The organism is Pseudomonas sp. m6p, assembly GCF_055760375.1.
The window spans coordinates 6,278,200-6,298,251 of the sequence record NZ_CM147084.1 but is presented as its reverse complement, the minus strand read 5'-3'; the positions used below and the strand labels follow the sequence as shown (position 1 = coordinate 6,298,251).

Sequence of the window (20,052 nt, the reverse complement as noted above, 5' to 3'; positions counted from 1 at the left end):
CGAAGGCTGCGATCTTTTCCGGCGCGCCGATTATATCGAGCCCAGCGAAAAGTTACTCCAGTGCCTTCCAGATATCCGTGGCGTACTCACGAATCGTCCGGTCAGAGGAAAACCAGCCCATCCGCGCCGTGTTGAGCACTGCCGAACGCCACCAGTTGTTGGCGTCGTGCCAGTGCGCATCGACGCGTTTCTGCGCTTCCCAGTAGGAATCGAAGTCGGCGCAGACTAGGAAGCGATCGTAGTCCACCAGCGAATCAATCAGCCCGGTATAGCGCGACGTGTCATCCGGCGAGAACACGCCACTGCGGATCGCTTGCAGCACGTCGCTCAAACGATGCGACGCGGCGATGTCCGGCGCGGCGCTGAACTCGTGGTTCTGTTTGCGCGCTTCAACCTGCTGCGCACTGAGGCCGAAGATGAACATGTGCTCGGCGCCGATGCGCTCGCACATTTCCACGTTGGCACCGTCGAGCGTGCCGATGGTCAGTGCGCCGTTGAGACCGAACTTCATGTTACTGGTGCCCGACGCTTCGAACCCGGCCGTGGAAATCTGCTCGGACAAATCCGCCGCCGGAATGATGCTCTCGGCGAGGCTGACGTTGTAGTTGGGCAGGAACACCACCTTCAGCAAACCACGCACGGTCGGGTCGTTGTTCACTACACGGGCGATGTCGTTGGTCAGTTTGATGATCAGTTTGGCCTGGTGATAACTCGCCGCCGCTTTACCGGCGAAGATTTTCACCCGAGGTACCCAGTCGACTTCAGGCTCGGCACGAATCGCCTGATACAGCGCCACGGTGTGCATCAGGTTGAGCAACTGGCGCTTGTACTCGTGGATCCGTTTGACCTGCACGTCGAACATCGCCGCCGGATTGACCGCGATCCCCAACCGCTCGTGAATCAGATAGGCCAACGCTTTCTTGCTGTGCAGGCGCTGTTCGGCGAAGGCTTTGCGGAAGGCGGGTTGCTCGGCGAACGGTTCGAGGTCGAGCAAGCGCTCTTCCGGGTTATCCAGCACCTGCGGGCCGAGTGCATCGACCAGCATCGAGGTCAGTTCGGAGTTGGCCTGGAACAACCAGCGGCGGAAAGTGATGCCGTTGGTTTTGTTGTTGATCCGCTCCGGGTAGAGCTTGTGCAGTTCGGCGAACACGGTCTTGCGCATCAATTGCGTGTGCAGACCGGAAACGCCGTTGACGCTGTGCGAACCGAGGAACGCGAGGTTGCCCATGCGCACCCGACGACCGTTGTCTTCTTCGATCAGCGACACCGCGCGCAGCACGTCGAAATCATGAATGCCCTTGGCGCGCAGCGAGTCGATGTGCTGCGCGTTGATCAGGTAAATGATCTGCATGTGCCGCGGCAGCATGCGCTCCATCAGGCCGACCGGCCAGGTCTCCAGCGCCTCGGGCAACAGCGTGTGGTTGGTGTACGACAAGGTATCGACGGTGACCTGCCACGCCGCATCCCAAGCCACGTCGTAGACGTCGACCAGTTGCCGCATCAGTTCAGCGACGGCAATCGAGGGGTGGGTGTCGTTGAGCTGAATCGCTGCGTGGTCGCCCAGGGTCAGCACCGAGGTGTGCATGTTGCGATGGCGACGCAGCAAATCCTGCAGCGAAGCCGCGACGAAGAAATATTCCTGACGCAGGCGCAGTTCCTGCCCCGCTTCGGTGCTGTCCGCCGGGTAAAGCACCCGGGAAATACTTTCGGCGCGGGCTACCTCAGCCACCGCGCCCAGGTGGTCACCGGCGTTGAAGCGCTCAAGGTGCAAGTCTTCCATGGCTCGGGCACGCCACAGGCGCAAGGTGTTGACGCTCGCCCCACGCCAGCCGACCACCGGCGTGTCGTAGGCAATCGCCCGTACGGTTTCTGCCGGCGACCAGACCTGTTTGGTCTTGCCACTGGCATCGGTGACGGTTTCGACGCTGCCGCCGAAGCCGATGGTGTACACCACTTCCGGACGCTCGAATTCCCACGGGTTGCCGAAATCCAGCCAGTGTTCGGTCTGTTCCTGCTGCCAGCCATCGACGATGGCCTGGCGGAACAACCCGTGTTCATAACGAATGCCGTAACCGTGCCCGGCAATGCCGAGGGTCGACATGCTTTCCATGAAGCACGCCGCCAGACGTCCGAGGCCGCCATTGCCGAGCGCCGCATCGGGTTCCAGCAGGCGAATGCGTTCCAGATCGACACCCAGTTCGGTCAGCGCTTCACGGGCGACGTCGAGCAGGCCGAGGTTGCTCAGGCTGTCGTAGAGCAAACGGCCGATGAGAAATTCCAGCGAGAGGTAATACACCCGCTTCTGGCCTTTGCGGTAGATCTGCCGGGTGTGGTCCATCCAGTGTTCGACCATGTGGTCGCGTGCCGCCAGGGCAATGGCTTCGAACCAGTCATGGTCAAAGGCGTGATCCGGGTCTTTGCCCACCGCATAGGTGAGCTTGGTCAGGACGGCATCGCGGAATGCGGCCACCTCTGCTTCGCGAACTAGTGGTTCTTGAGTCATCGATAGGACCTCGAGCGAGCGGGGAATTGTCTGAGCCTAGACGGTCTGACCGACGGTAGAGGCGCAGGTTCGGCAGTTTTTCCGAAGACGGTGAGATAGCCCGGCATTACCTTGGCGAGTGGGCTAATGAATGCAGGGGCCGTGCCGGACTGAATGGCATTTACACGGCGTTTGCAAAAATCTGGCGAAAGGTTGTTCAAAAATCCACCAGTCCCGGTATGATCGCGCGCCCTGATGCACACACGCCTGGTAACCCCCGATGATGAAGCCCAACCTGATTGCCGCCGCCGAGATCGACCGTCTCGATACGTGGGCCAAATATTCGGCCCCGATGTGCGGCTCTTGTGTCTCCAGCTGCTGCACCCTGCCGGTCGAGGTCAAGATCAAGGACCTGGTACGCATCGGCGTGGTCGACGAGTTCGAGCTGGGCGATCCGCCGAAGAACATCGCCAAGCGCCTGCAAAAGGAAGGGCTGGTCGAGCGCTTCAACCAGAAATCGGGGATCTTCACCCTGCAGCGCATGAGCAACAACGATTGCTACTACCTGGATCGTAAAAGCCGCCTGTGCACCATTTATGACAAGCGCCCGGACACTTGCCGCAACCACCCGAAAATCGGCCCGCGGCCAGGGTATTGCGCGTACAAGCCGAAGGAAGTCGAGCGGGTGCAGAATTCGCGGTCGATCGAGAAGTTCTGACCTTTCCTGAAATTTTCGGCGCCTGTCCGGCGGCCATCGCTGGCAAGCCAGCTCCCACATTGATTGTTGTCGTACACAAGATTCATGTGCGACGCAAAACCCTGTGGGAGCTGGCTTGCCAGCGATGAGGCCAGCACAAACACCGCACAAATCCCGGACAAACAAAAACGCCCCCAGTCTCGCGACCGGGGGCGTTTTTTTCAGCTTGGGCTAAATCTTATGCCTTGGCTTTCTTGGCAGCGCGGGTACGCTCGCTTTCGTCCAGGATCTTCTTGCGAAGACGGATGGACTTAGGAGTGACTTCGCACAGCTCGTCTTCCTGGATGTATTCCAGAGCCTGTTCCAGAGTGAAGCGAACAGGTGGTACCAGAGCGATGGTTTCGTCTTTACCCGAAGCGCGCATGTTGTCGAGCTTCTTGCCTTTGGTAGGGTTCACACCCAGGTCGTTGTCGCGGCTGTTCTGACCAACGATTTGACCGTTGTAGATCTCCTGGCCGTGCTCTACGAACAGCTTGCCACGTGCCTGCAGGGTTTCCAGCGAGTAGGTCAGTGCCTTGCCGGTTTCAACCGAAACCAGTACGCCGTTCTGACGGCCGGACATGTGGCCCGACTTCACTGGCGCGTAACGGTCGAAGATCGAGGTCAGGATGCCAGCACCGTTGGTCAGGGTCAGGAACTGGTTACGGAAACCGATCAGACCGCGAGCAGGGATGTTGTATTCCAGACGAACACGGCCCTTGCCATCCGGCACCATGTTGCTCAGGTCGCCTTTACGCAGACCCATCTCTTCCATGACCTTGCCCTGCGATTCTTCAGGGATGTCGATGGTGACGTTTTCGAACGGTTCCTGCTTCACGCCGTCAACTTCACGGATGATCACTTCAGGACGGCCCAGGGCCAGCTCGAAGCCTTCGCGACGCATGGTTTCGATCAGTACCGAGAGGTGCAGCTCACCACGGCCGGAAACCTTGAACTTGTCAGCCGAGTCGCCTTCTTCAACGCGCAGTGCAACGTTGTACAGCAGCTCTTTGTCCAGACGATCCTTGATGTTACGGGAAGTCACGAACTTGCCTTCTTTACCGCAGAATGGCGAGTCGTTTACCTGGAAGGTCATGGAAACGGTTGGCTCGTCAACGGTCAGCGGCTTCATCGCCTCGACGGTGTTGATGTCGCACAGGGTGTCGGAGATGAACAGCTCGTCGAAGCCGCTGATGCAGACGATGTCGCCGGCTGCTGCTTCTTCAACGTCAATGCGGTGCAGACCGTGGTGACCCATCAGCTTCAGGATACGACCGTTGCGGCGCTTGCCGTCGGCGCTGATTGCGACAACCGGAGTGTTCGGCTTGACGCGACCACGAGCGATACGGCCAACACCGATAACACCCAGGAAGCTGTTGTAGTCCAGAGCGGAGATCTGCATCTGGAACGGACCATCACGGTCAACGGCCGGAGGCGGAACGTGGTCGACCACTGCCTGGTACAGCGCAGTCATGTCTTCGCCCATGGCGGTGTGATCCAGACCGGCGATGCCGTTCAGGGCCGAAGCGTAAACAACCTGGAAGTCCAGTTGTTCTTCGGTAGCACCGAGGTTGTCGAACAGGTCGAAGATCTGATCCAGAACCCAGTCCGGACGCGCGCCAGGACGGTCAACCTTGTTGATAACCACGATTGGACGCAGGCCGGCTTCGAACGCCTTCTTGGTCACGAAACGGGTTTGCGGCATAGGGCCGTCTTGAGCGTCAACCAGCAGCAGAACGGAGTCAACCATCGACATTACGCGTTCTACTTCGCCGCCGAAGTCGGCGTGGCCCGGGGTGTCCACGATGTTGATGTGGTAGCCGTTCCAGTTGATGGCGGTGTTTTTCGCCAGAATGGTAATACCGCGCTCTTTTTCCTGGTCGTTGGAGTCCATCACGCGCTCGTCGTTGAGCTCGTTGCGCTCCAGAGTGCCGGATTGACGCAGGAGTTTGTCTACCAGGGTGGTCTTACCATGGTCAACGTGGGCAATGATGGCGATGTTACGTAGATTTTCGATCACTTGTGTATCTCGATCAGAGGATTCGGTTTGCTGACAAGTCTTGGCAGCGATTAACAGTAGTGTCCGGCATGGCCGTTACAGCTTGACGGCGGTGTCGGGGGGCCGGTGACGCAGGCCACAGGCAAACAGCCCCGGGCACTTAGCTCGGTCGATAAACGCGCACATTGGCATGCCCCTCACTGAGCAAATGGTGAGCATGCAGGCGACTCATCACGCCTTTGTCGCAATACAGCAGGTACTGGCGAGTCGGATCCAGCTCCTTGAAACGAGCGTTCACTGCATAGAACGGCATCGTCTGTACTTCTATGCCGGCGAGTTCCAGTGGGTCATCCTCGGCCGCATCCGGGTGACGGATGTCGATGACGATCTGACCGGCCAGCGCTTCGCCGACTTCTTCGATCTGCAAGTCCTGGCCCAATTCGTCGATCACTCGATCGATCGGCACCAGTTTGGCGTTTTCGAGCGCACGCTCGAGGACCGCCATGTCGAATTCTTTCTCTTCGTGCTCAACACGGTGGCGCTTGGCGGCGGTCTTCGGATTGACCGAGATGACCCCGCAGTACTCCGGCATGTGCCGGGCGAAATCGGCGGTGCCGATCTCGTTGGCCGTGTCGATGATGTCCTGCTTGTGCGCGACGATCAGCGGGCGCAGGACCAGTTTGTCGGTCACGCAGTCGATCACCGACAGGTTCGGCAGCGTCTGGCTCGATACCTGGGAAATCGCTTCGCCGGTGACCAGCGCGTCGATGTGCAGCCGGTCGGCAATGGCCGACGATGCGCGCAACATCATACGCTTCAATACGACGCCCATATGACTGTTATCGACTTTGCCGAGAATTTCGCCCAACACTTCTTCGAACGGAACACTGACAAATAGCACGCGTTGCGAGCTGCCGTACTTCTTCCAGATGAAATGCGCGACTTCCATCACGCCCAATTCGTGGGCACGTCCGCCCAGATTGAAGAAGCAGAAATGCGCCATCAGGCCGCGGCGCATGATCTGGTACGCGGCAACCGTCGAGTCAAAGCCGCCGGACATCAGTACCAGCGTCTGCTCCAGGGCGCCGAGCGGGTAACCGCCGATGCCGTTGTGCTGGCTGTGGATGACAAACAACCGTTGGTCGCGAACTTCGATGCGAACTTCGATTTCCGGGTCTTTGAGGTCGATTCCGGCGGCACCGCACTCACGACGCAGCTTGCTGCCGACGTATTTTTCGACGTCCATCGAGCTGAACGGATGCTTGCCTGCACGTTTGCAGCGCACCGAGAAAATCTTCCCGGCCAGCACATCGCCGTAGTGTTGTTTGCACTTCTCGGTGATGTCGTCGAAGTCGCCCAGCGGGTATTCGTCGATCTGCAGAAAGTGCGCGACACCGGGAGTACAAGTGAGGCGCTCGCCCATCTCTTTCAAGGCTTTGGGGTCAGTAACGCGGGTTTCCAGCTCGAGATTGTCCCACACACCGTTCACCACCACGGCCGGGTCCAGATCGCGGAGCACGGCGCGGATGTTCTTGGCCAGCTGGCGGATGAAACGCATCCGGACAGGGCGGCTTTTGATGGTGATCTCGGGGAAGACTTTTACGATTAGTTTCATGAAAACAGCGCGCGCAGGGCCAGCCGAAAAAGGGGGGCGCGGATTATAGCGGAAATTGCTCAAGGTTTAACCAGTTAATATGCAGAAGGTTTCACTTGCACCAAAACGGGTCATTTCTGATTTGAAGCGCTACATTAAGGGGCGATAATTTCGCCTTTATGGCGCTTTCTTGCTTTGAAAGCGTGAAATTGGGGCAAAAAACCCATGCTGGGGCACTGGCATGCAATTTGCTCCCTTGTGAGGCAGGTTGCCTTGGCAGAGTATCTGCGCCGGCATCACCCAAATTAAGGGCATCCACTACCAAGCCCTAAGCCACCCGGAGGACACTATGTCGAAGTCGGTTCAACTCATCAAAGATCATGACGTCAAGTGGATTGATCTGCGCTTCACGGACACCAAAGGCACTCAGCACCACGTGACCATGCCGGCTCGCGATGCGCTGGAAGACGACTTCTTCGAAGTCGGCAAGATGTTCGACGGTTCCTCCATCGCTGGCTGGAAAGGCATCGAAGCCTCCGACATGATCCTGCTGCCGGACGACGATACTGCCGTACTCGACCCGTTCACCGAAGACGCGACCCTGATCCTGGTTTGCGACATCATCGAACCTTCGACCATGCAAGGTTACGATCGCGACCCGCGCGCCATCGCGCACCGCGCCGAGGAATACCTGAAGACCACCGGTATCGGTGACACCGTCTTCGCCGGTCCAGAACCAGAATTCTTCATCTTCGACGAAGTGAAGTTCAAGTCCGACATCTCCGGCTCGATGTTCAAAATCTACTCCGAGCAAGGTTCGTGGATGTCCGACCAGGACATCGAAGGCGGCAACAAAGGCCACCGTCCTGGTATCAAAGGCGGCTATTTCCCGGTTCCGCCGTTCGACCACGACCACGAAATCCGCACTGCCATGTGCAACGCACTGGAAGAGATGGGCCAGACCGTTGAAGTTCACCACCACGAAGTGGCGACTGCCGGTCAGAACGAAATCGGTGTCAAGTTCAACACCCTGGTGAAAAAAGCTGACGAAGTTCAGACCCTGAAATACGTTGTCCACAACGTTGCCGACGCTTACGGCCGCACTGCGACCTTCATGCCGAAGCCACTGTACGGCGACAACGGCTCGGGCATGCACGTACACATGTCCATCGCCAAAGACGGCAAGAACACCTTCGCTGGCGAAGGTTATGCCGGCCTGTCCGAAACCGCCCTGTACTTCATCGGCGGTATCATCAAACACGGTAAGGCCCTGAACGGCTTCACCAACCCGGCCACCAACTCCTACAAGCGTCTGGTGCCAGGTTTCGAAGCGCCAGTAATGCTGGCCTACTCGGCTCGCAACCGTTCCGCCTCGATCCGTATTCCTTACGTCAACAGCCCACGCGGCCGTCGTATCGAAGCTCGCTTCCCGGATCCGGCTGCCAACCCGTACCTGGCTTTCGCAGCACTGCTGATGGCCGGCCTGGACGGCATCCAGAACAAGATCCACCCAGGCGATGCCGCTGACAAAAACCTGTATGACCTGCCGCCTGAAGAGGCGAAAGAGATCCCACAAGTTTGCGGCAGCCTGAAAGAAGCCCTGGAAGAGCTGGACAAGGGCCGTGCGTTCCTGACCAAGGGCGGCGTATTCTCCGACGACTTCATCGACGCTTACATCGCGCTGAAATCCGAAGAAGAAATCAAGGTCCGTACCTTCGTACACCCACTGGAATATGAGCTGTACTACAGCTGCTGATCCGGTAGCGCCGCGCTGCGCGGCGTGACAGAAAGAGGCCTCCTTCGGGAGGCCTTTTTTGTGCGCGCTCATCCATGGATAATCCGCCGCTTCTGCGCCACAACTGGCGTCTCGACGAAGGGATTCGCATGAAGTGGTTATGGGCTCTGGCCCTGATGGCCGGCCTTACCAGCCAGGCTGTTAACGCAGCCGAGTTTTATGAAAACAAAACGCTGGCTCATCCGCTGATCCAGAGTTTGCAGGAAAGCTCGGCGACACTGGCGTTTATCAAAGAAGCTGGCGGTGTCAAAGGTTATTACTGCGTGTGCGACGCGCCTGAGGCGAGCCCGCAATTACTGGATGACTACGGTCAGGCGACCATCGAATCGGTTTTTCTCATGTCACTCGACAGCGAGGATCCGACGCGCTTCGTGCTGTTCCGACAGAACGATCGCTACAAGATCTACGCCTACAAATACGATGCCAACGATCACCTCTACAGCCGTACCACGCGCCTGCAATCGGCGCTGGATCGCATCACCCAAGGCCAGAAACACCTCGATGCCCTGACCATCAAAAAGGCCTTGAGCCGAATTACCCCGCTCAACTACCGCCTCGACTATGAGGCGTCCGGCGTGCCGGAGTTCGACCAGATCGATTTCAGCCAAGGGAAACTGGTGGGCTATTACGGCCAGTACTACGACCCACTGCCGGATCCGACGCCAGATGCCGAACCGTACTTTTTCAAGAAGACCTATCAGGAAAAAGACGGACGCTTTCTTACTGTGACCTTCTGGCGCTGGCTCGACGCTACGCTCATCGAGGGTAACCGCACGCTTTACAACTATCGGGTCAGACGTATCGCCTGGGAAACCGACCCGGCGAAATTCACCGGCAGTGAGGATGGCCAGTCGGTGTCCTATGACTCCGGATCTATCTCAGCCCAAGGTGCTTACAAGCAGGGCGTGCGTATCGGTGCGTGGTCCTTTTCCAAAGACGAGAAATATTCGGAGTCAGGTCCTTTCGCAGAGGGTAAACGGGAGGGGCAATGGACCATTTATCAGGACGGGCAAACGCTGGACGGCGAGTACCACAATGATTTGCGCGAGGGCCGCTGGCAACTTTCCAACTACGACGAGATGGAATGGGTCGCCAGCGGATTCCAGACCTATGCCCACGGCCAACTCAACGGCCCGAGCGAACTGACCACTGCCGGCGTCACCGAGCGCGGCCGTTATGTCGACGACCTGCGCCAGGGTCCATGGGAAACCAAGGCAGGAAACGGCAACTACACGGATAACTTGCAAAGCGGCCCATGGACACTCAAGGCCGACAACGGCCACACCCAGACCGTGAACTTCGTCGCAGGCAAAAAGGACGGTGAGTTGCGCGAAACCGATGCCAACGGCAATTTGACCTACATCGAGCATTACAAGGCTGGCGTCCTGTCCGGTTTTCGCGAAAGCGCGCTGGACTCGGGCGCTTCACAATAAAGTCCTCGGGCGGGTTGTGTGAGCGGATGTTGTCCCGATTGGGCTTACCGTCGCCCGTGGCCTATGCTGCATGCCAATCTCATTGTTGATCGGTCGAGTCCATGGGTCGTGGTTTTCAATTCCTATTGCTGCTGATCGCCCTGCCCGCCGCCGCGCAGATCTACAAGTACACCGATGCCAATGGCAACACGGTTTACAGCGATCACTCGCCGGACGGTGTTCAGGCGCAGCCGGTCGAGTTGCCGCCACTCAACCGCGTCGAGCCACAGGCACCGAGCGCGCCAGCACCTTCAAGCACCGACACACGTCCCGCGGCACGCAGTACCTACGAGGTGCTGGAGCTGACCGGCCTGCCCAGCGAAGAAGCGCTGCGCGCCAACAACGGCACCTTCACTGTCAATGTGCTGATCAAGCCGCGCCTGCAGGCGCCGCACCAATTAAGGCTGGTGCTGGACGACGCGCCTTACGGCCAGCCGAGCAACGTGCCCATCCTGCAACTGGTGAATGTTGATCGTGGCGAGCATCATCTCGCGGTGCAGGTGATCGACGGCGAAGCGATCATCCAGCAGAGCCCGGCGGTGGTGTTCACCGTGCAGCGGGTGCACAAGCCATGAGGATTTTCTGGCTGATCCTATGCCTGTGCGCCCAGTCCGTGCACGCCGAGGTCTTCACCTATATCGACGCGCAGGGCAATCGCGTCTACACCGACCAGCCACGCGGCAACGCCAAGCGCGTACCTGTCGCGACCAGTAATCGCATGTCGGCCAACCCCACGGCTGCAGTTCCGATCAGCACTGCGAAAAAGGTCGCGGAACAACCGCTGTTCCACTACGACATGCTGCGCATCCTGATCCCCGAGCCGGACGCGACCCTTCGCAGCAGCGCCGGCGAGGTGATCGTCAGCGTCACCAGCGAACCGGGCCTGCAGCAGGGTCACCGCTATCGCCTGCTGCTGGACGGACAAGCCACTGGCGAGCCGGGCCTGAGTCCTGTTTTCCCGCTGAGCAACATTGATCGCGGCAGCCATAACCTGTCAGTGGAAATCCTCGATGAGCAGGGCCGCACCGTCGAACGCACCGCCAACCAGCCGTTCCACATGCTGCGCATCTCGCTGGCACAGAAACGCCAGGTCAAACCCTGCGTCAGCGAAGACTACGGCGTACGCCCGGAATGCCCGCTGAAAGACAAACCGGTCGAAGAAAAAAACCCCTTCCTGCGTTTCTTCTAACGCCGTTCAGCTTTGCGCACTATATTGGTGCATGAGGCTGCACCGTACCCATATTCCATCCCATTTTGGTTCGAAACTTCCCGCTCGCGTGCATTGAGCGCCACGCAAACGAGCGTCAAACGCCTGTTTCAGGGGTTGAACGCTTCTTTTCGGAGCCTTGGTTTGGTTTTTGCATTTTCCGTTTTACGACGCCTGCTTCTTGCGCACGCTCCGCCCCCAAAAGAGGCTCCGATGACTATTAGCGACGCAATCCACCGTTTGCTGCTCGACAACCTGACCACCGCTACCATCCTGCTCGACGCGGAATTGCGCCTTGAGTACATGAACCCGGCGGCCGAGATGCTGCTGGCCATCAGCGGCCAGCGCAGCCATGGGCAGTTCATCAGCGAGTTGTTCACCGAGTCCACCGAAGCGCTCAACTCGCTGCGTCAGGCGGTCGAACAGGCACACCCGTTCACCAAGCGCGAAGCGATGCTCACCGCCCTCACCGGCCAGACCCTGACCGTGGACTACGCGGTGACGCCGATCCTCAGCAACGGCGCAACCATGCTCCTGCTGGAAGTGCACCCGCGTGACCGCCTGCTGCGGATCACCAAGGAAGAGGCGCAGTTGTCCAAACAGGAAACCAGCAAAATGCTGGTGCGCGGCCTAGCCCATGAGATCAAGAATCCGCTCGGCGGCATCCGTGGCGCCGCGCAATTGCTGGCCCGCGAACTGCCGGAAGACAGCCTGCGCGACTACACCAACGTGATCATTGAAGAGGCCGACCGCCTGCGTAATCTGGTCGACCGCATGCTCGGCTCGAACAAGCTGCCATCGCTGGCGCTGTGCAACGTCCACGAAGTGCTGGAGCGCGTCTGCCAACTGGTCGAGGCGGAAAGCCAGGGCTGCATCACCTTGGTGCGCGACTACGACCCGAGCATTCCCGACGTATTGATCGACCGCGAACAAATGATTCAGGCCGTGCTGAACATCGTGCGCAACGCGATGCAGGCGATCAGCAGCCAGAACGAGCTGCGTCTGGGGCGCATCAGCCTGCGCACCCGGACCATGCGCCAGTTCACCATCGGCCACGTCCGCCATCGCCTGGTGACCAAGATCGAGATCATCGACAACGGCCCGGGGATCCCGGCGGAACTCCAGGAAACCATCTTCTTTCCCATGGTCAGCGGCCGCCCGGACGGTACCGGGCTGGGCCTGGCCATCACCCAGAACATCATCAGCCAGCACCAGGGCCTGATCGAGTGTGACAGCCACCCCGGCCACACCACGTTCTCGATCTTTCTGCCACTGGAACAAGGAGCCACATCGACATGAGCCGTAGTGAAACCGTGTGGATCGTCGATGACGACCGTTCTATCCGTTGGGTTCTGGAAAAAGCCTTGCAGCAGGAAGGCATGACCACGCAGAGCTTCGACAGCGCCGATGGCGTGATGAGTCGTCTGGCCCGTCAGCAGCCTGATGTGATCATTTCCGACATCCGCATGCCGGGCGCCAGTGGCCTCGATCTGCTGGCGCGCATCCGCGAACAGCACCCACGGTTGCCGGTCATCATCATGACCGCTCACTCCGATCTGGACAGCGCCGTCGCCTCCTATCAGGGCGGCGCGTTCGAGTACCTGCCCAAGCCGTTCGACGTTGACGAGGCGGTGTCGCTGGTCAAGCGCGCCAATCAGCATGCGCAGGAACAGCAAGGCCTGGAAGTGGTGCCGGCGCTGACCCGCACCCCGGAAATCATCGGTGAAGCACCGGCGATGCAGGAGGTGTTTCGCGCCATCGGCCGCTTGAGCCACTCCAACATCACCGTGTTGATCAACGGCGAATCCGGTACCGGTAAAGAACTGGTGGCCCACGCCCTGCACCGCCACAGCCCGCGCGCGGCCTCGCCGTTCATCGCGCTGAACATGGCGGCGATCCCCAAGGACCTGATGGAATCCGAGCTGTTCGGCCACGAGAAAGGCGCGTTCACCGGCGCGGCCAACCTGCGTCGCGGGCGCTTCGAGCAAGCTGACGGCGGCACGCTGTTCCTCGACGAAATCGGCGACATGCCGGCCGATACCCAGACCCGTTTGCTGCGGGTGCTGGCCGACGGTGAGTTCTATCGCGTTGGCGGGCATGTGCCGGTCAAGGTCGATGTGCGGATCATTGCCGCGACCCACCAGAACCTGGAAACCCTGGTGCACGCCGGCAAATTCCGTGAGGACTTGTTCCACCGCCTCAACGTGATCCGCATCCACATTCCGCGCCTGTCGGACCGTCGCGAAGACATCCCGACCCTGGCCAAACACTTCCTCAGCCGCGCCGCGCAAGAACTGGCGGTGGAACCGAAGCTGCTGAAAAGCGAGACCGAGGAGTACCTGAAGAACCTGCCATGGCCGGGCAACGTGCGGCAGCTGGAGAACACCTGCCGCTGGATCACCGTGATGGCCTCCGGTCGCGAAGTGCACATCAGTGACCTGCCACCGGAACTGCTGAGCCTGCCGCAGGATTCGGCACCGGTGACCAACTGGGAGCAGGCGCTGCGTCAGTGGGCCGATCAAGCCTTGGCCCGTGGCCAGTCGAGCCTGCTCGACAGCGCAGTGCCGGCGTTCGAGCGGATCATGATCGAGACCGCGCTGAAGCACACGGCCGGACGCCGGCGTGATGCGGCGGTATTGCTCGGTTGGGGGCGTAATACCCTGACCCGCAAGATCAAGGAATTGGGGATGAAAGTGGACGGTGGGGATGATGATGAGGGGGATGAGGGTTAAGCCCCTCCTCTAATCGTCCGCGAAAAGATCGCAGCCTTCGGCAACTCCTGCAGAGAACGCATATCCCTGTAGGAGCTGCCGAAGGCTGCGATCTTTTTTTGTGTGCACCGCCACAAGGCACGGCGAACCGCAATTGGGCATAACTCACTGATCAAAAAAACACCAACCAGGTTCAAAGCTCCAGCCACGCAGAAGCATCAAAGCCCAGATTTACGGGGCTTTCGCGCATCTGAAGCTTTTTTCTGTTTCGAAATACTAAAACTGGCACGCCGCCTGCAATATCCCTCACAGGTGATTCGATTCACCACCCGTTTCGGGGGCCTTGGTACAGGCAGGCCGGGGATTCCCCTCTTTACACTGGGTTCAAACCGCAACGCGGCGAACCCACCCTTTTGGGATCCTTGGTACAGGCAGGCCGGGGGTTCCCTCTTTACACCGGACCGACGCTCTCAGCGAAGTCCACCCCGTTTTGGGAACCCTGGTACAGGCAGGCCGGGGATTCCCGCTTTTATTGCTCCCGGAGATGGATCTCCAGCCGCCAGCGGTCATCGACCTTGCTCCCGGCCCATTCCCCTTGCAGCGGCCGCGCCGCCAGCACTGTCAACAACAGCCCACCGTCACTCACTCGCGTACGCCAGTTCACATCCTTGCCATTGAGCTTGAGCTGGCCCTTCTGCGCGCGGCCTTCAGCCTGAAACAACAAAGCCACAGTACCGTCGATGATCTCGCCGTGCAGCTTCGGCTCATTGTTGAACCACACCACCAGGCCGTCAGCGGTCACGTCGACCTGCTGCAGCACGCTGGGGTCCGGCGTGGTCAGGCGGCCGATCATCAAACCGACCATCAAGCCGAAAATCGCCAGCGAACCGATCACCCGCGGGAATAGTTTCGAACGCGGGTCGGCTGGCGGCGTAGAATGCGCGTCATCTTTACCTTCGGAGCCGTGCATGTTTCACGTCATCCTTTTTCAACCAGAAATTCCGCCGAACACCGGCAACGTTATCAGGCTGTGCGCCAACAGTGGCTGCCACCTGCATTTGATCGAACCGTTGGGTTTCGAGATGGACGACAAGCGCTTGCGCCGGGCCGGTCTCGACTACCACGAATATGCCACGCTGCAGCGCCACGCCGACCTCGCCAGTTGCCTGGAGAGCCTCGGCCACCCACGGTTGTTCGCGTTCACCACCAAGGGCTCGCGGCCGTTTCACGATGCCGCGTTCGTCCCGGGCGATGCGTTCATCTTCGGCCCGGAAAGCCGTGGCCTGCCGCCGGAAGTGCTGGACGCCCTGCCCGCCGAACAGCGCCTGCGCCTGCCGATGCGTGAAGGCTGCCGTAGCCTGAACCTGTCCAACACCGTGGCGGTGGCCGTGTACGAAGCGTGGCGGCAGAACGACTTCAAATAACCACCCGATCCTGTAGGAGCTGCCGAAGGCTGCGATCTTTTGATCTCGATTTTTAACAACAAGATCAAAAGATCGCAGCCTTCGGCAGCTCCTACATGAAGTCATGAAGTCATGAAGTCTCTATTCCAACCCAAGAAAAAAGCGCCCGTTACGGCGCTTTTTTCGTTGTCGCTCAAACCGCTTATTGAACGGTCGGCGTCTCGCCCGCAGCCTGCATGCGCTGCAGCTCTTGCGCGTACAGGGCGTCGAAGTTCACCGGCGCCAGCATCAGGGCCGGGAACGAACCGCGGGTCACCAGGCTGTCCAGGGTTTCGCGAGCATACGGGAACAGGATGTTCGGGCAGAACGCACCCAGGGTGTGGCTCATCGAAGCCGCGTCCAGGTTCTTGATCAGGAAGATACCGGCCTGCTGCACTTCAGCGATGAAGGCCACTTCGTCGCCGTTTTTCACGGTCACGGACAGGGTCAGCACGACTTCGTAGAAATCGCCTTCCAGTTCTTTCTGACGGGTATTCAGGTCCAGACCGACGGTAGGGTCCCACTGCTGGCGGAAGATCGCCGGGCTTTTCGGGGCTTCGAAGGACAGATCGCGTACGTAGATGCGCTGCAAGGAGAATTGCGGTGCGGTTTCTTCTTCGCTGGCTGCAGTGTTCTGTTGGTCAGTCATCTCAGATCCTTTCTGATCTTGGGTCTTTTAGGGATTGCTGTACGTGGGTGCAGCCGTTCAGGCCTTGAGCAGCGCGTCGAGCTTGCCGGCGCGCTCCAGGGCATACAAATCATCACAACCGCCGATGTGCTTGTCGCCGATCCAGATCTGCGGCACGGACGTGCGTCCGGCCTTCTGGCTCATGGCAGCACGAATCTGCGGCTTGCCATCGACCTTGATCTCTTCGAAGGCCACACCTTTGTTCGCGAGCAATTGCTTGGCTCGCATGCAGTAAGGGCAGTAGTCGCTGGAGTAGACGATGACTTCGCTCATATCACTTCACCAGCGGCAGGTTGTCGCCTTTCCAGCTGGAGATCCCGCCGGACAGCTTGGCGGCGGTGAAGCCGGATTTCATCAGCTCGCGAGCGTGGGTACCAGCGGTCTGGCCCAGGGCGTCCACCAGAATGATGGTCTTGGCCTTGTGCTTTTCCAGCTCACCGGCACGCGCAGCCAGCTTGTCTTGAGGAATGTTGATCGCGCCAACGATATGACCGGCGGCGTAATCTTTCGCCGGACGGATGTCCACCACCACGCCTGCGTCCTTGTTGACCAGTGCGGTCAGCTCGCCAGTGCTCAGGCTTTTACCGCCGCCCTGCATCGTGTGCGCCAGCAGCAGAGCCAGCAGTACGACGAAGATACCGACAAGAATGTAGTGGTTAGTGGCAAATTCAATCAGGTGAGCAACCATCGAAGGAGGTTCCAGGGCGTTAAAATGTCGGCCAGTATACACAGCCACTATGGTGGGCCAAACCCCGTCCGGCGGTGACGCCGCAGGAACTTCGCTTTAAACTGCCACTCCCTTTTCCATCGCCCTCTTCTTTATTAGCCACGAGTGGATTCCATGACTACCACGCCTAAACCTTTGGTCCTGATGATTCTCGACGGCTTCGGTCACAGTGACAGCCACGAATCCAATGCCGTGTATGCGGCGAAGAAGCCAGTGCTCGATCGCCTGTGGGCCACGGTGCCGAACGGCCTGATCTCGGGCAGCGGCATGGACGTTGGTCTGCCGGACGGCCAGATGGGCAACTCTGAAGTCGGCCACATGAACCTCGGCGCCGGGCGCGTGGTGTATCAGGACTTCACGCGCGTGACCAAAGCGATCCGCGACGGTGAGTTTTTCGAGAACCCGACCATCTGCGCCGCGGTGGATAAAGCCGTGGCCGCCGGCAAAGCCGTGCATTTCATGGGCCTGCTGTCCGATGGCGGCGTGCACAGCCACCAGGATCACTTGATCGCCATGGCCGAACTGGCGTTCAAGCGCGGCGCCGAAAAAATCTACCTGCACGCCTTTCTTGATGGCCGTGACACGCCGCCAAAGAGCGCCGCTTCGTCGATCGAACTGCTCGATGCGACGTTCCAGGCGCTCGGCAAGGGCCGCATCGCCAGCCTCATCGGTCGCTATTACGCGATGGACCGTGACAACCGTTGGGACCGTGTCTCCCAGGCCTACAACCTGATCGTCGACGGTAACGCCGAATTCAACGCCGCCACTGCTCAGGAAGGCCTCGACGCTGCCTACGCCCGTGGCGAAAGCGACGAATTCGTCAAAGCCACCACCATCGGCGAGCCGGTCAAGGTTGAAGACGGCGACGCGGTGGTGTTCATGAACTTCCGCGCCGACCGCGCCCGCGAGCTGAGCCGCGTGTTCGTCGAAGACGATTTCAAGGAATTCGAGCGCGCGCGCCAGCCAAAAGTGCAGTACGTCGGCTTGACCCAATACGCGGCCAGCATCCCGGCCCCGGCCGCCTTCGCTCCGGGCAGCCTGGAAAATGTACTTGGCGACTACCTGGCAAAAAACGGCAAGACCCAGCTGCGTATCGCCGAAACCGAAAAATACGCACACGTCACTTTCTTCTTTTCCGGTGGCCGTGAAGAACCGTTCCCGGGCGAAGAGCGCATTCTGATCCCGTCGCCGAAAGTCGCCACCTACGACCTGCAGCCGGAAATGAGTGCACCGGAAGTCACCGACCGTATCGTCGATGCGATCGAACACCAGCGTTACGACGTGATCGTGGTCAACTACGCCAACGGCGACATGGTCGGCCACAGCGGTGTGTTCGACGCTGCGGTGAAAGCCGTGGAATGCCTGGACACCTGCGTCGGGCGCATCGTCGAGGCGTTGGAAAAAGTCGGTGGCGAAGCGCTGATCACCGCTGACCACGGCAACGTCGAAAAAATGGCCGATGAAGAAACCCACCAGGCGCACACCGCGCACACCACCGAGCCTGTGCCGTTCATTTATGTCGGCAAGCGTGACCTCAAGGTCCGTGACGGCGGCGTACTGGCGGACGTGGCTCCAACCATGCTGATGCTGCTGGGCCTGGAAAAACCGGCGGAGATGACGGGTACCTCGATTCTGGTGTAATTCGCCCGATCAAACACCGCCAAACCCTGTGGGCGCTGGCTTGCCAGCGATAGCAATCTGACAGCCAACAGCTATGTTGAAGGTGCAGACGCCATCGCTGGCAAGCCAGCTCCCACAGTGGTTTATGGGGTTTTCGAAATGGAAATGGGCCTCTGCGCCGCTCCAGTTATCACACAAGCCCAATTGGGCGTTTTTTTTGCAGCCCCGGGCGGGCATACTAGGCCGTCCATTACCCTGGTGCCGCCCGCCTCTATGCTCCGCGTCCTGATCGCCCTCGCTCTGACCTGCCTGCTCCAACCGGCCTTCGCTGACGAGCGCGCGCAAACCCAACAGCAGTTGGATGCCACGCGTCAGGACATTGCCGAGCTGAAAAAGCTGCTGGGCAAGCTGCAGGAAGAAAAATCCGGTGTGCAGAAAGAGCTCAAGGGCACTGAAACCGAGATGGGCAAGCTCGAGAAGCAGGTCGATGCCCTGCAGAAAGAGCTGAAGAAGAGCGAATCCGAGCTGCAGCGGCTCGATGCGGAGAAAAAAAAACTCCAGAGCGCGCGCACTGAACAGCAGCGACTGATCGCCATCCAGGCCCGCGCGGCCTATCAGAACGGCCGTCAGGAATACCTCAAGCTGCTGCTCAACCAGCAGAATCCCGAGAAATTCGCCCGCACCCTCACCTATTACGATTACCTGAGCCAGGCCCGCCTGGAGCAGTTGAAGAACTTCAACGAAACCCTGCGCCAACTGGCCAATGTCGAAAAAGACATCGCCACGCAGCAGGCGCAATTGCTGGTGCAGAAAAGCAGCCTCGACAGCCAGCGCGACGAGCTGGAAAAAGTCCGCAAGGAGCGCCAGCAAGTCCTCGCCAAGCTCAACGATGACGTGAAAGCCCGCGACCAGAAACTGGCCGCCCGCGAGCAGGATCAGGCAGACCTGTCTAAAGTCCTTAAAACCATTGAAGAAACCCTGGCCCGTCAGGCCCGTGAGGCAGAAGAAGCGCGGCAGAAAGCGCTGATCGCCCAGCAGGAAGCGGAAAAAAAGCGTTTGCGTGAGGCGCAGGCTGACACCAGCGACGCCCCACGAAAACCCGCCAGATCAACCCCCGGCGCACTGGTGTCCAGCAGCGGCGAGACCTTCGGTGGCCCTTTTGCTGCAACCCGGGGAAAACTTCCGTGGCCGGTTGATGGTCGATTGCTGGCACGCTTCGGCGAAAGCCGTGGCGACGATGCCCGTACCAAGTGGGATGGCGTGATGATCAGCGCCGCCGCCGGCAGCCAGGTGCATGCCGTGCACGGCGGACGCGTGGTGTTCGCCGACTGGTTGCGCGGTGCCGGGCTGCTGGTGATCCTCGATCACGGCAATGGTTATCTGAGTCTTTACGGTCACAACCAGACGCTGCTCAAGTCGGCCGGTGACGTGGTAAAAGCCGGTGAGTCGATCTCCACTGTGGGTAACAGTGGCGGTCAGGACACACCAGCGCTGTATTTCGCAATTCGTCAGCAGGGTCACCCGAGTGATCCGGCGCAATGGTGTCACGCGCAAGGATAAGCGCGTCGCCTAATTCAGG

General features: G+C 59.6%; 17 protein-coding genes. 10 read left to right on the top strand and 7 right to left on the bottom strand.

Annotated features, from left to right (window positions below):
- Positions 1-52 precede the first annotated feature (52 nt).
- Positions 53-2,503 (bottom strand): glycogen/starch/alpha-glucan phosphorylase, encoded by a 2,451-nt coding sequence (locus ACYZUM_RS28775; RefSeq protein ID WP_108181416.1) that lies wholly within the window; start codon positions 2,501-2,503, stop codon positions 53-55.
- A 259-nt stretch (positions 2,504-2,762) separates the two neighbouring features.
- Between ACYZUM_RS28775 and ACYZUM_RS28770 the strand changes: the two genes are divergently transcribed.
- Entirely contained in the window at positions 2,763-3,200 is a 438-nt protein-coding gene (locus ACYZUM_RS28770) for a YkgJ family cysteine cluster protein (protein WP_007961740.1), read from the top strand.
- A 217-nt stretch (positions 3,201-3,417) separates the two neighbouring features.
- Here ACYZUM_RS28770 and typA read toward each other — a convergent pair whose 3' ends face one another.
- Positions 3,418-5,238, bottom strand: a complete 1,821-nt coding sequence (typA, locus tag ACYZUM_RS28765) for a translational GTPase TypA (protein ID WP_007961739.1) — start codon at positions 5,236-5,238, stop codon at positions 3,418-3,420.
- 139 nt (positions 5,239-5,377) lie between these two features.
- Positions 5,378-6,832 carry a tRNA uracil 4-sulfurtransferase ThiI gene (gene thiI / locus ACYZUM_RS28760; RefSeq protein ID WP_027611269.1) on the bottom strand — a complete coding sequence of 485 codons (1,455 nt, stop codon included), beginning with the start codon at positions 6,830-6,832 and terminating at the stop codon, positions 5,378-5,380.
- Between the two features lie 328 nt (positions 6,833-7,160).
- On the opposite strand from thiI, the gene glnA reads away from it, so the two are divergent.
- The 6 genes from glnA (at position 7,161) to ntrC (ending at position 14,017) form a co-directional block, all read left to right on the top strand.
- On the top strand, positions 7,161-8,567 hold the full coding sequence (glnA, locus tag ACYZUM_RS28755) for a glutamate--ammonia ligase (RefSeq protein ID WP_003220788.1): 1,407 nt from the start codon (positions 7,161-7,163) through the stop codon (positions 8,565-8,567).
- Between the two features lie 74 nt (positions 8,568-8,641).
- Complete coding sequence (locus ACYZUM_RS28750) at positions 8,642-10,039, top strand: toxin-antitoxin system YwqK family antitoxin (protein ID WP_440828820.1); 1,398 nt, start codon at positions 8,642-8,644, stop codon at positions 10,037-10,039.
- Positions 10,040-10,140: 101 nt separating this feature from the next.
- Positions 10,141-10,653: a DUF4124 domain-containing protein gene (locus ACYZUM_RS28745; RefSeq protein WP_108181415.1), complete on the top strand. Its 513-nt coding sequence runs from the start codon at positions 10,141-10,143 to the stop codon at positions 10,651-10,653.
- Positions 10,650-11,267 (top strand): DUF4124 domain-containing protein, encoded by a 618-nt coding sequence (locus ACYZUM_RS28740; protein ID WP_108181414.1) that lies wholly within the window; start codon positions 10,650-10,652, stop codon positions 11,265-11,267. The genes ACYZUM_RS28745 and ACYZUM_RS28740 overlap by 4 nt, the downstream gene beginning before the upstream one ends.
- Positions 11,268-11,498: 231 nt before the next feature.
- A complete protein-coding gene (gene glnL / locus ACYZUM_RS28735) occupies positions 11,499-12,584 on the top strand; it encodes a nitrogen regulation protein NR(II) (protein WP_007961730.1) in 1,086 nt (361 codons plus the stop codon).
- The gene (gene ntrC / locus ACYZUM_RS28730; protein WP_007961729.1) at positions 12,581-14,017 is read left to right on the top strand and encodes a nitrogen regulation protein NR(I); all 1,437 of its coding nucleotides are present in this window, start codon (positions 12,581-12,583) and stop codon (positions 14,015-14,017) included. Before glnL ends, ntrC begins: the two co-directional genes overlap by 4 nt.
- A 508-nt stretch (positions 14,018-14,525) precedes the next feature.
- Here the strand turns inward: ntrC and ACYZUM_RS28725 are convergent.
- Positions 14,526-14,966 carry a hypothetical protein gene (locus tag ACYZUM_RS28725; protein ID WP_108181413.1) on the bottom strand — a complete coding sequence of 147 codons (441 nt, stop codon included), beginning with the start codon at positions 14,964-14,966 and terminating at the stop codon, positions 14,526-14,528.
- On the opposite strand from ACYZUM_RS28725, the gene ACYZUM_RS28720 reads away from it, so the two are divergent.
- Complete coding sequence (locus ACYZUM_RS28720) at positions 14,965-15,420, top strand: tRNA (cytidine(34)-2'-O)-methyltransferase (RefSeq protein WP_041071426.1); 456 nt, start codon at positions 14,965-14,967, stop codon at positions 15,418-15,420. The two genes, ACYZUM_RS28725 and ACYZUM_RS28720, sit on opposite strands and share 2 nt — an antisense overlap.
- Before the next feature lie 181 nt (positions 15,421-15,601).
- Here the strand turns inward: ACYZUM_RS28720 and secB are convergent, their stop codons facing one another.
- The 3 genes from secB to ACYZUM_RS28705 are packed head-to-tail and all read right to left on the bottom strand — an operon-like array spanning position 15,602 to position 16,814.
- On the bottom strand, positions 15,602-16,087 hold the full coding sequence (gene secB / locus ACYZUM_RS28715) for a protein-export chaperone SecB (protein WP_025110924.1): 486 nt from the start codon (positions 16,085-16,087) through the stop codon (positions 15,602-15,604).
- Between the two features lie 57 nt (positions 16,088-16,144).
- Positions 16,145-16,399, bottom strand: a complete 255-nt coding sequence (gene grxC / locus ACYZUM_RS28710) for a glutaredoxin 3 (protein ID WP_041071421.1) — start codon at positions 16,397-16,399, stop codon at positions 16,145-16,147.
- 1 nt (position 16,400) lies between these two features.
- Positions 16,401-16,814, bottom strand: coding sequence for a rhodanese-like domain-containing protein (locus ACYZUM_RS28705; RefSeq protein WP_041071418.1), 414 nt, complete (start codon positions 16,812-16,814; stop codon positions 16,401-16,403).
- Positions 16,815-16,967: 153 nt separating this feature from the next.
- Between ACYZUM_RS28705 and gpmI the strand changes: the two genes are divergently transcribed.
- A complete protein-coding gene (gpmI, locus tag ACYZUM_RS28700; RefSeq protein ID WP_108181412.1) occupies positions 16,968-18,494 on the top strand; it encodes a 2,3-bisphosphoglycerate-independent phosphoglycerate mutase in 1,527 nt (508 codons plus the stop codon).
- 252 nt (positions 18,495-18,746) lie between these two features.
- Entirely contained in the window at positions 18,747-20,033 is a 1,287-nt protein-coding gene (locus ACYZUM_RS28695; RefSeq protein WP_086793950.1) for a murein hydrolase activator EnvC family protein, read from the top strand.
- Positions 20,034-20,052: the final 19 nt, after the last annotated feature.

What these genes read in the sequence shown, in the direction of transcription:
- grxC (WP_041071421.1), bottom strand. Translation starts at nt 16,399, where the DNA reads ATGAGCGAAGTCATCGTCTACTCCAGCGACTACTGCCCTTACTGCATG.
- secB (WP_025110924.1), bottom strand. Translation starts at nt 16,087, where the DNA reads ATGACTGACCAACAGAACACTGCAGCCAGCGAAGAAGAAACCGCACCG.
- ACYZUM_RS28720 (WP_041071426.1), top strand. Translation starts at nt 14,965, where the DNA reads ATGTTTCACGTCATCCTTTTTCAACCAGAAATTCCGCCGAACACCGGC.
- gpmI (WP_108181412.1), top strand. Translation starts at nt 16,968, where the DNA reads ATGACTACCACGCCTAAACCTTTGGTCCTGATGATTCTCGACGGCTTC.
- ACYZUM_RS28775 (WP_108181416.1), bottom strand. Translation starts at nt 2,503, where the DNA reads ATGACTCAAGAACCACTAGTTCGCGAAGCAGAGGTGGCCGCATTCCGC.
- ACYZUM_RS28770 (WP_007961740.1), top strand. Translation starts at nt 2,763, where the DNA reads ATGATGAAGCCCAACCTGATTGCCGCCGCCGAGATCGACCGTCTCGAT.
- glnL (WP_007961730.1), top strand. Translation starts at nt 11,499, where the DNA reads ATGACTATTAGCGACGCAATCCACCGTTTGCTGCTCGACAACCTGACC.
- ACYZUM_RS28740 (WP_108181414.1), top strand. Translation starts at nt 10,650, where the DNA reads ATGAGGATTTTCTGGCTGATCCTATGCCTGTGCGCCCAGTCCGTGCAC.
- ACYZUM_RS28695 (WP_086793950.1), top strand. Translation starts at nt 18,747, where the DNA reads ATGCTCCGCGTCCTGATCGCCCTCGCTCTGACCTGCCTGCTCCAACCG.
- ntrC (WP_007961729.1), top strand. Translation starts at nt 12,581, where the DNA reads ATGAGCCGTAGTGAAACCGTGTGGATCGTCGATGACGACCGTTCTATC.
- ACYZUM_RS28750 (WP_440828820.1), top strand. Translation starts at nt 8,642, where the DNA reads ATGGATAATCCGCCGCTTCTGCGCCACAACTGGCGTCTCGACGAAGGG.
- ACYZUM_RS28705 (WP_041071418.1), bottom strand. Translation starts at nt 16,814, where the DNA reads ATGGTTGCTCACCTGATTGAATTTGCCACTAACCACTACATTCTTGTC.
- ACYZUM_RS28745 (WP_108181415.1), top strand. Translation starts at nt 10,141, where the DNA reads ATGGGTCGTGGTTTTCAATTCCTATTGCTGCTGATCGCCCTGCCCGCC.
- glnA (WP_003220788.1), top strand. Translation starts at nt 7,161, where the DNA reads ATGTCGAAGTCGGTTCAACTCATCAAAGATCATGACGTCAAGTGGATT.
- ACYZUM_RS28725 (WP_108181413.1), bottom strand. Translation starts at nt 14,966, where the DNA reads ATGCACGGCTCCGAAGGTAAAGATGACGCGCATTCTACGCCGCCAGCC.
- thiI (WP_027611269.1), bottom strand. Translation starts at nt 6,832, where the DNA reads ATGAAACTAATCGTAAAAGTCTTCCCCGAGATCACCATCAAAAGCCGC.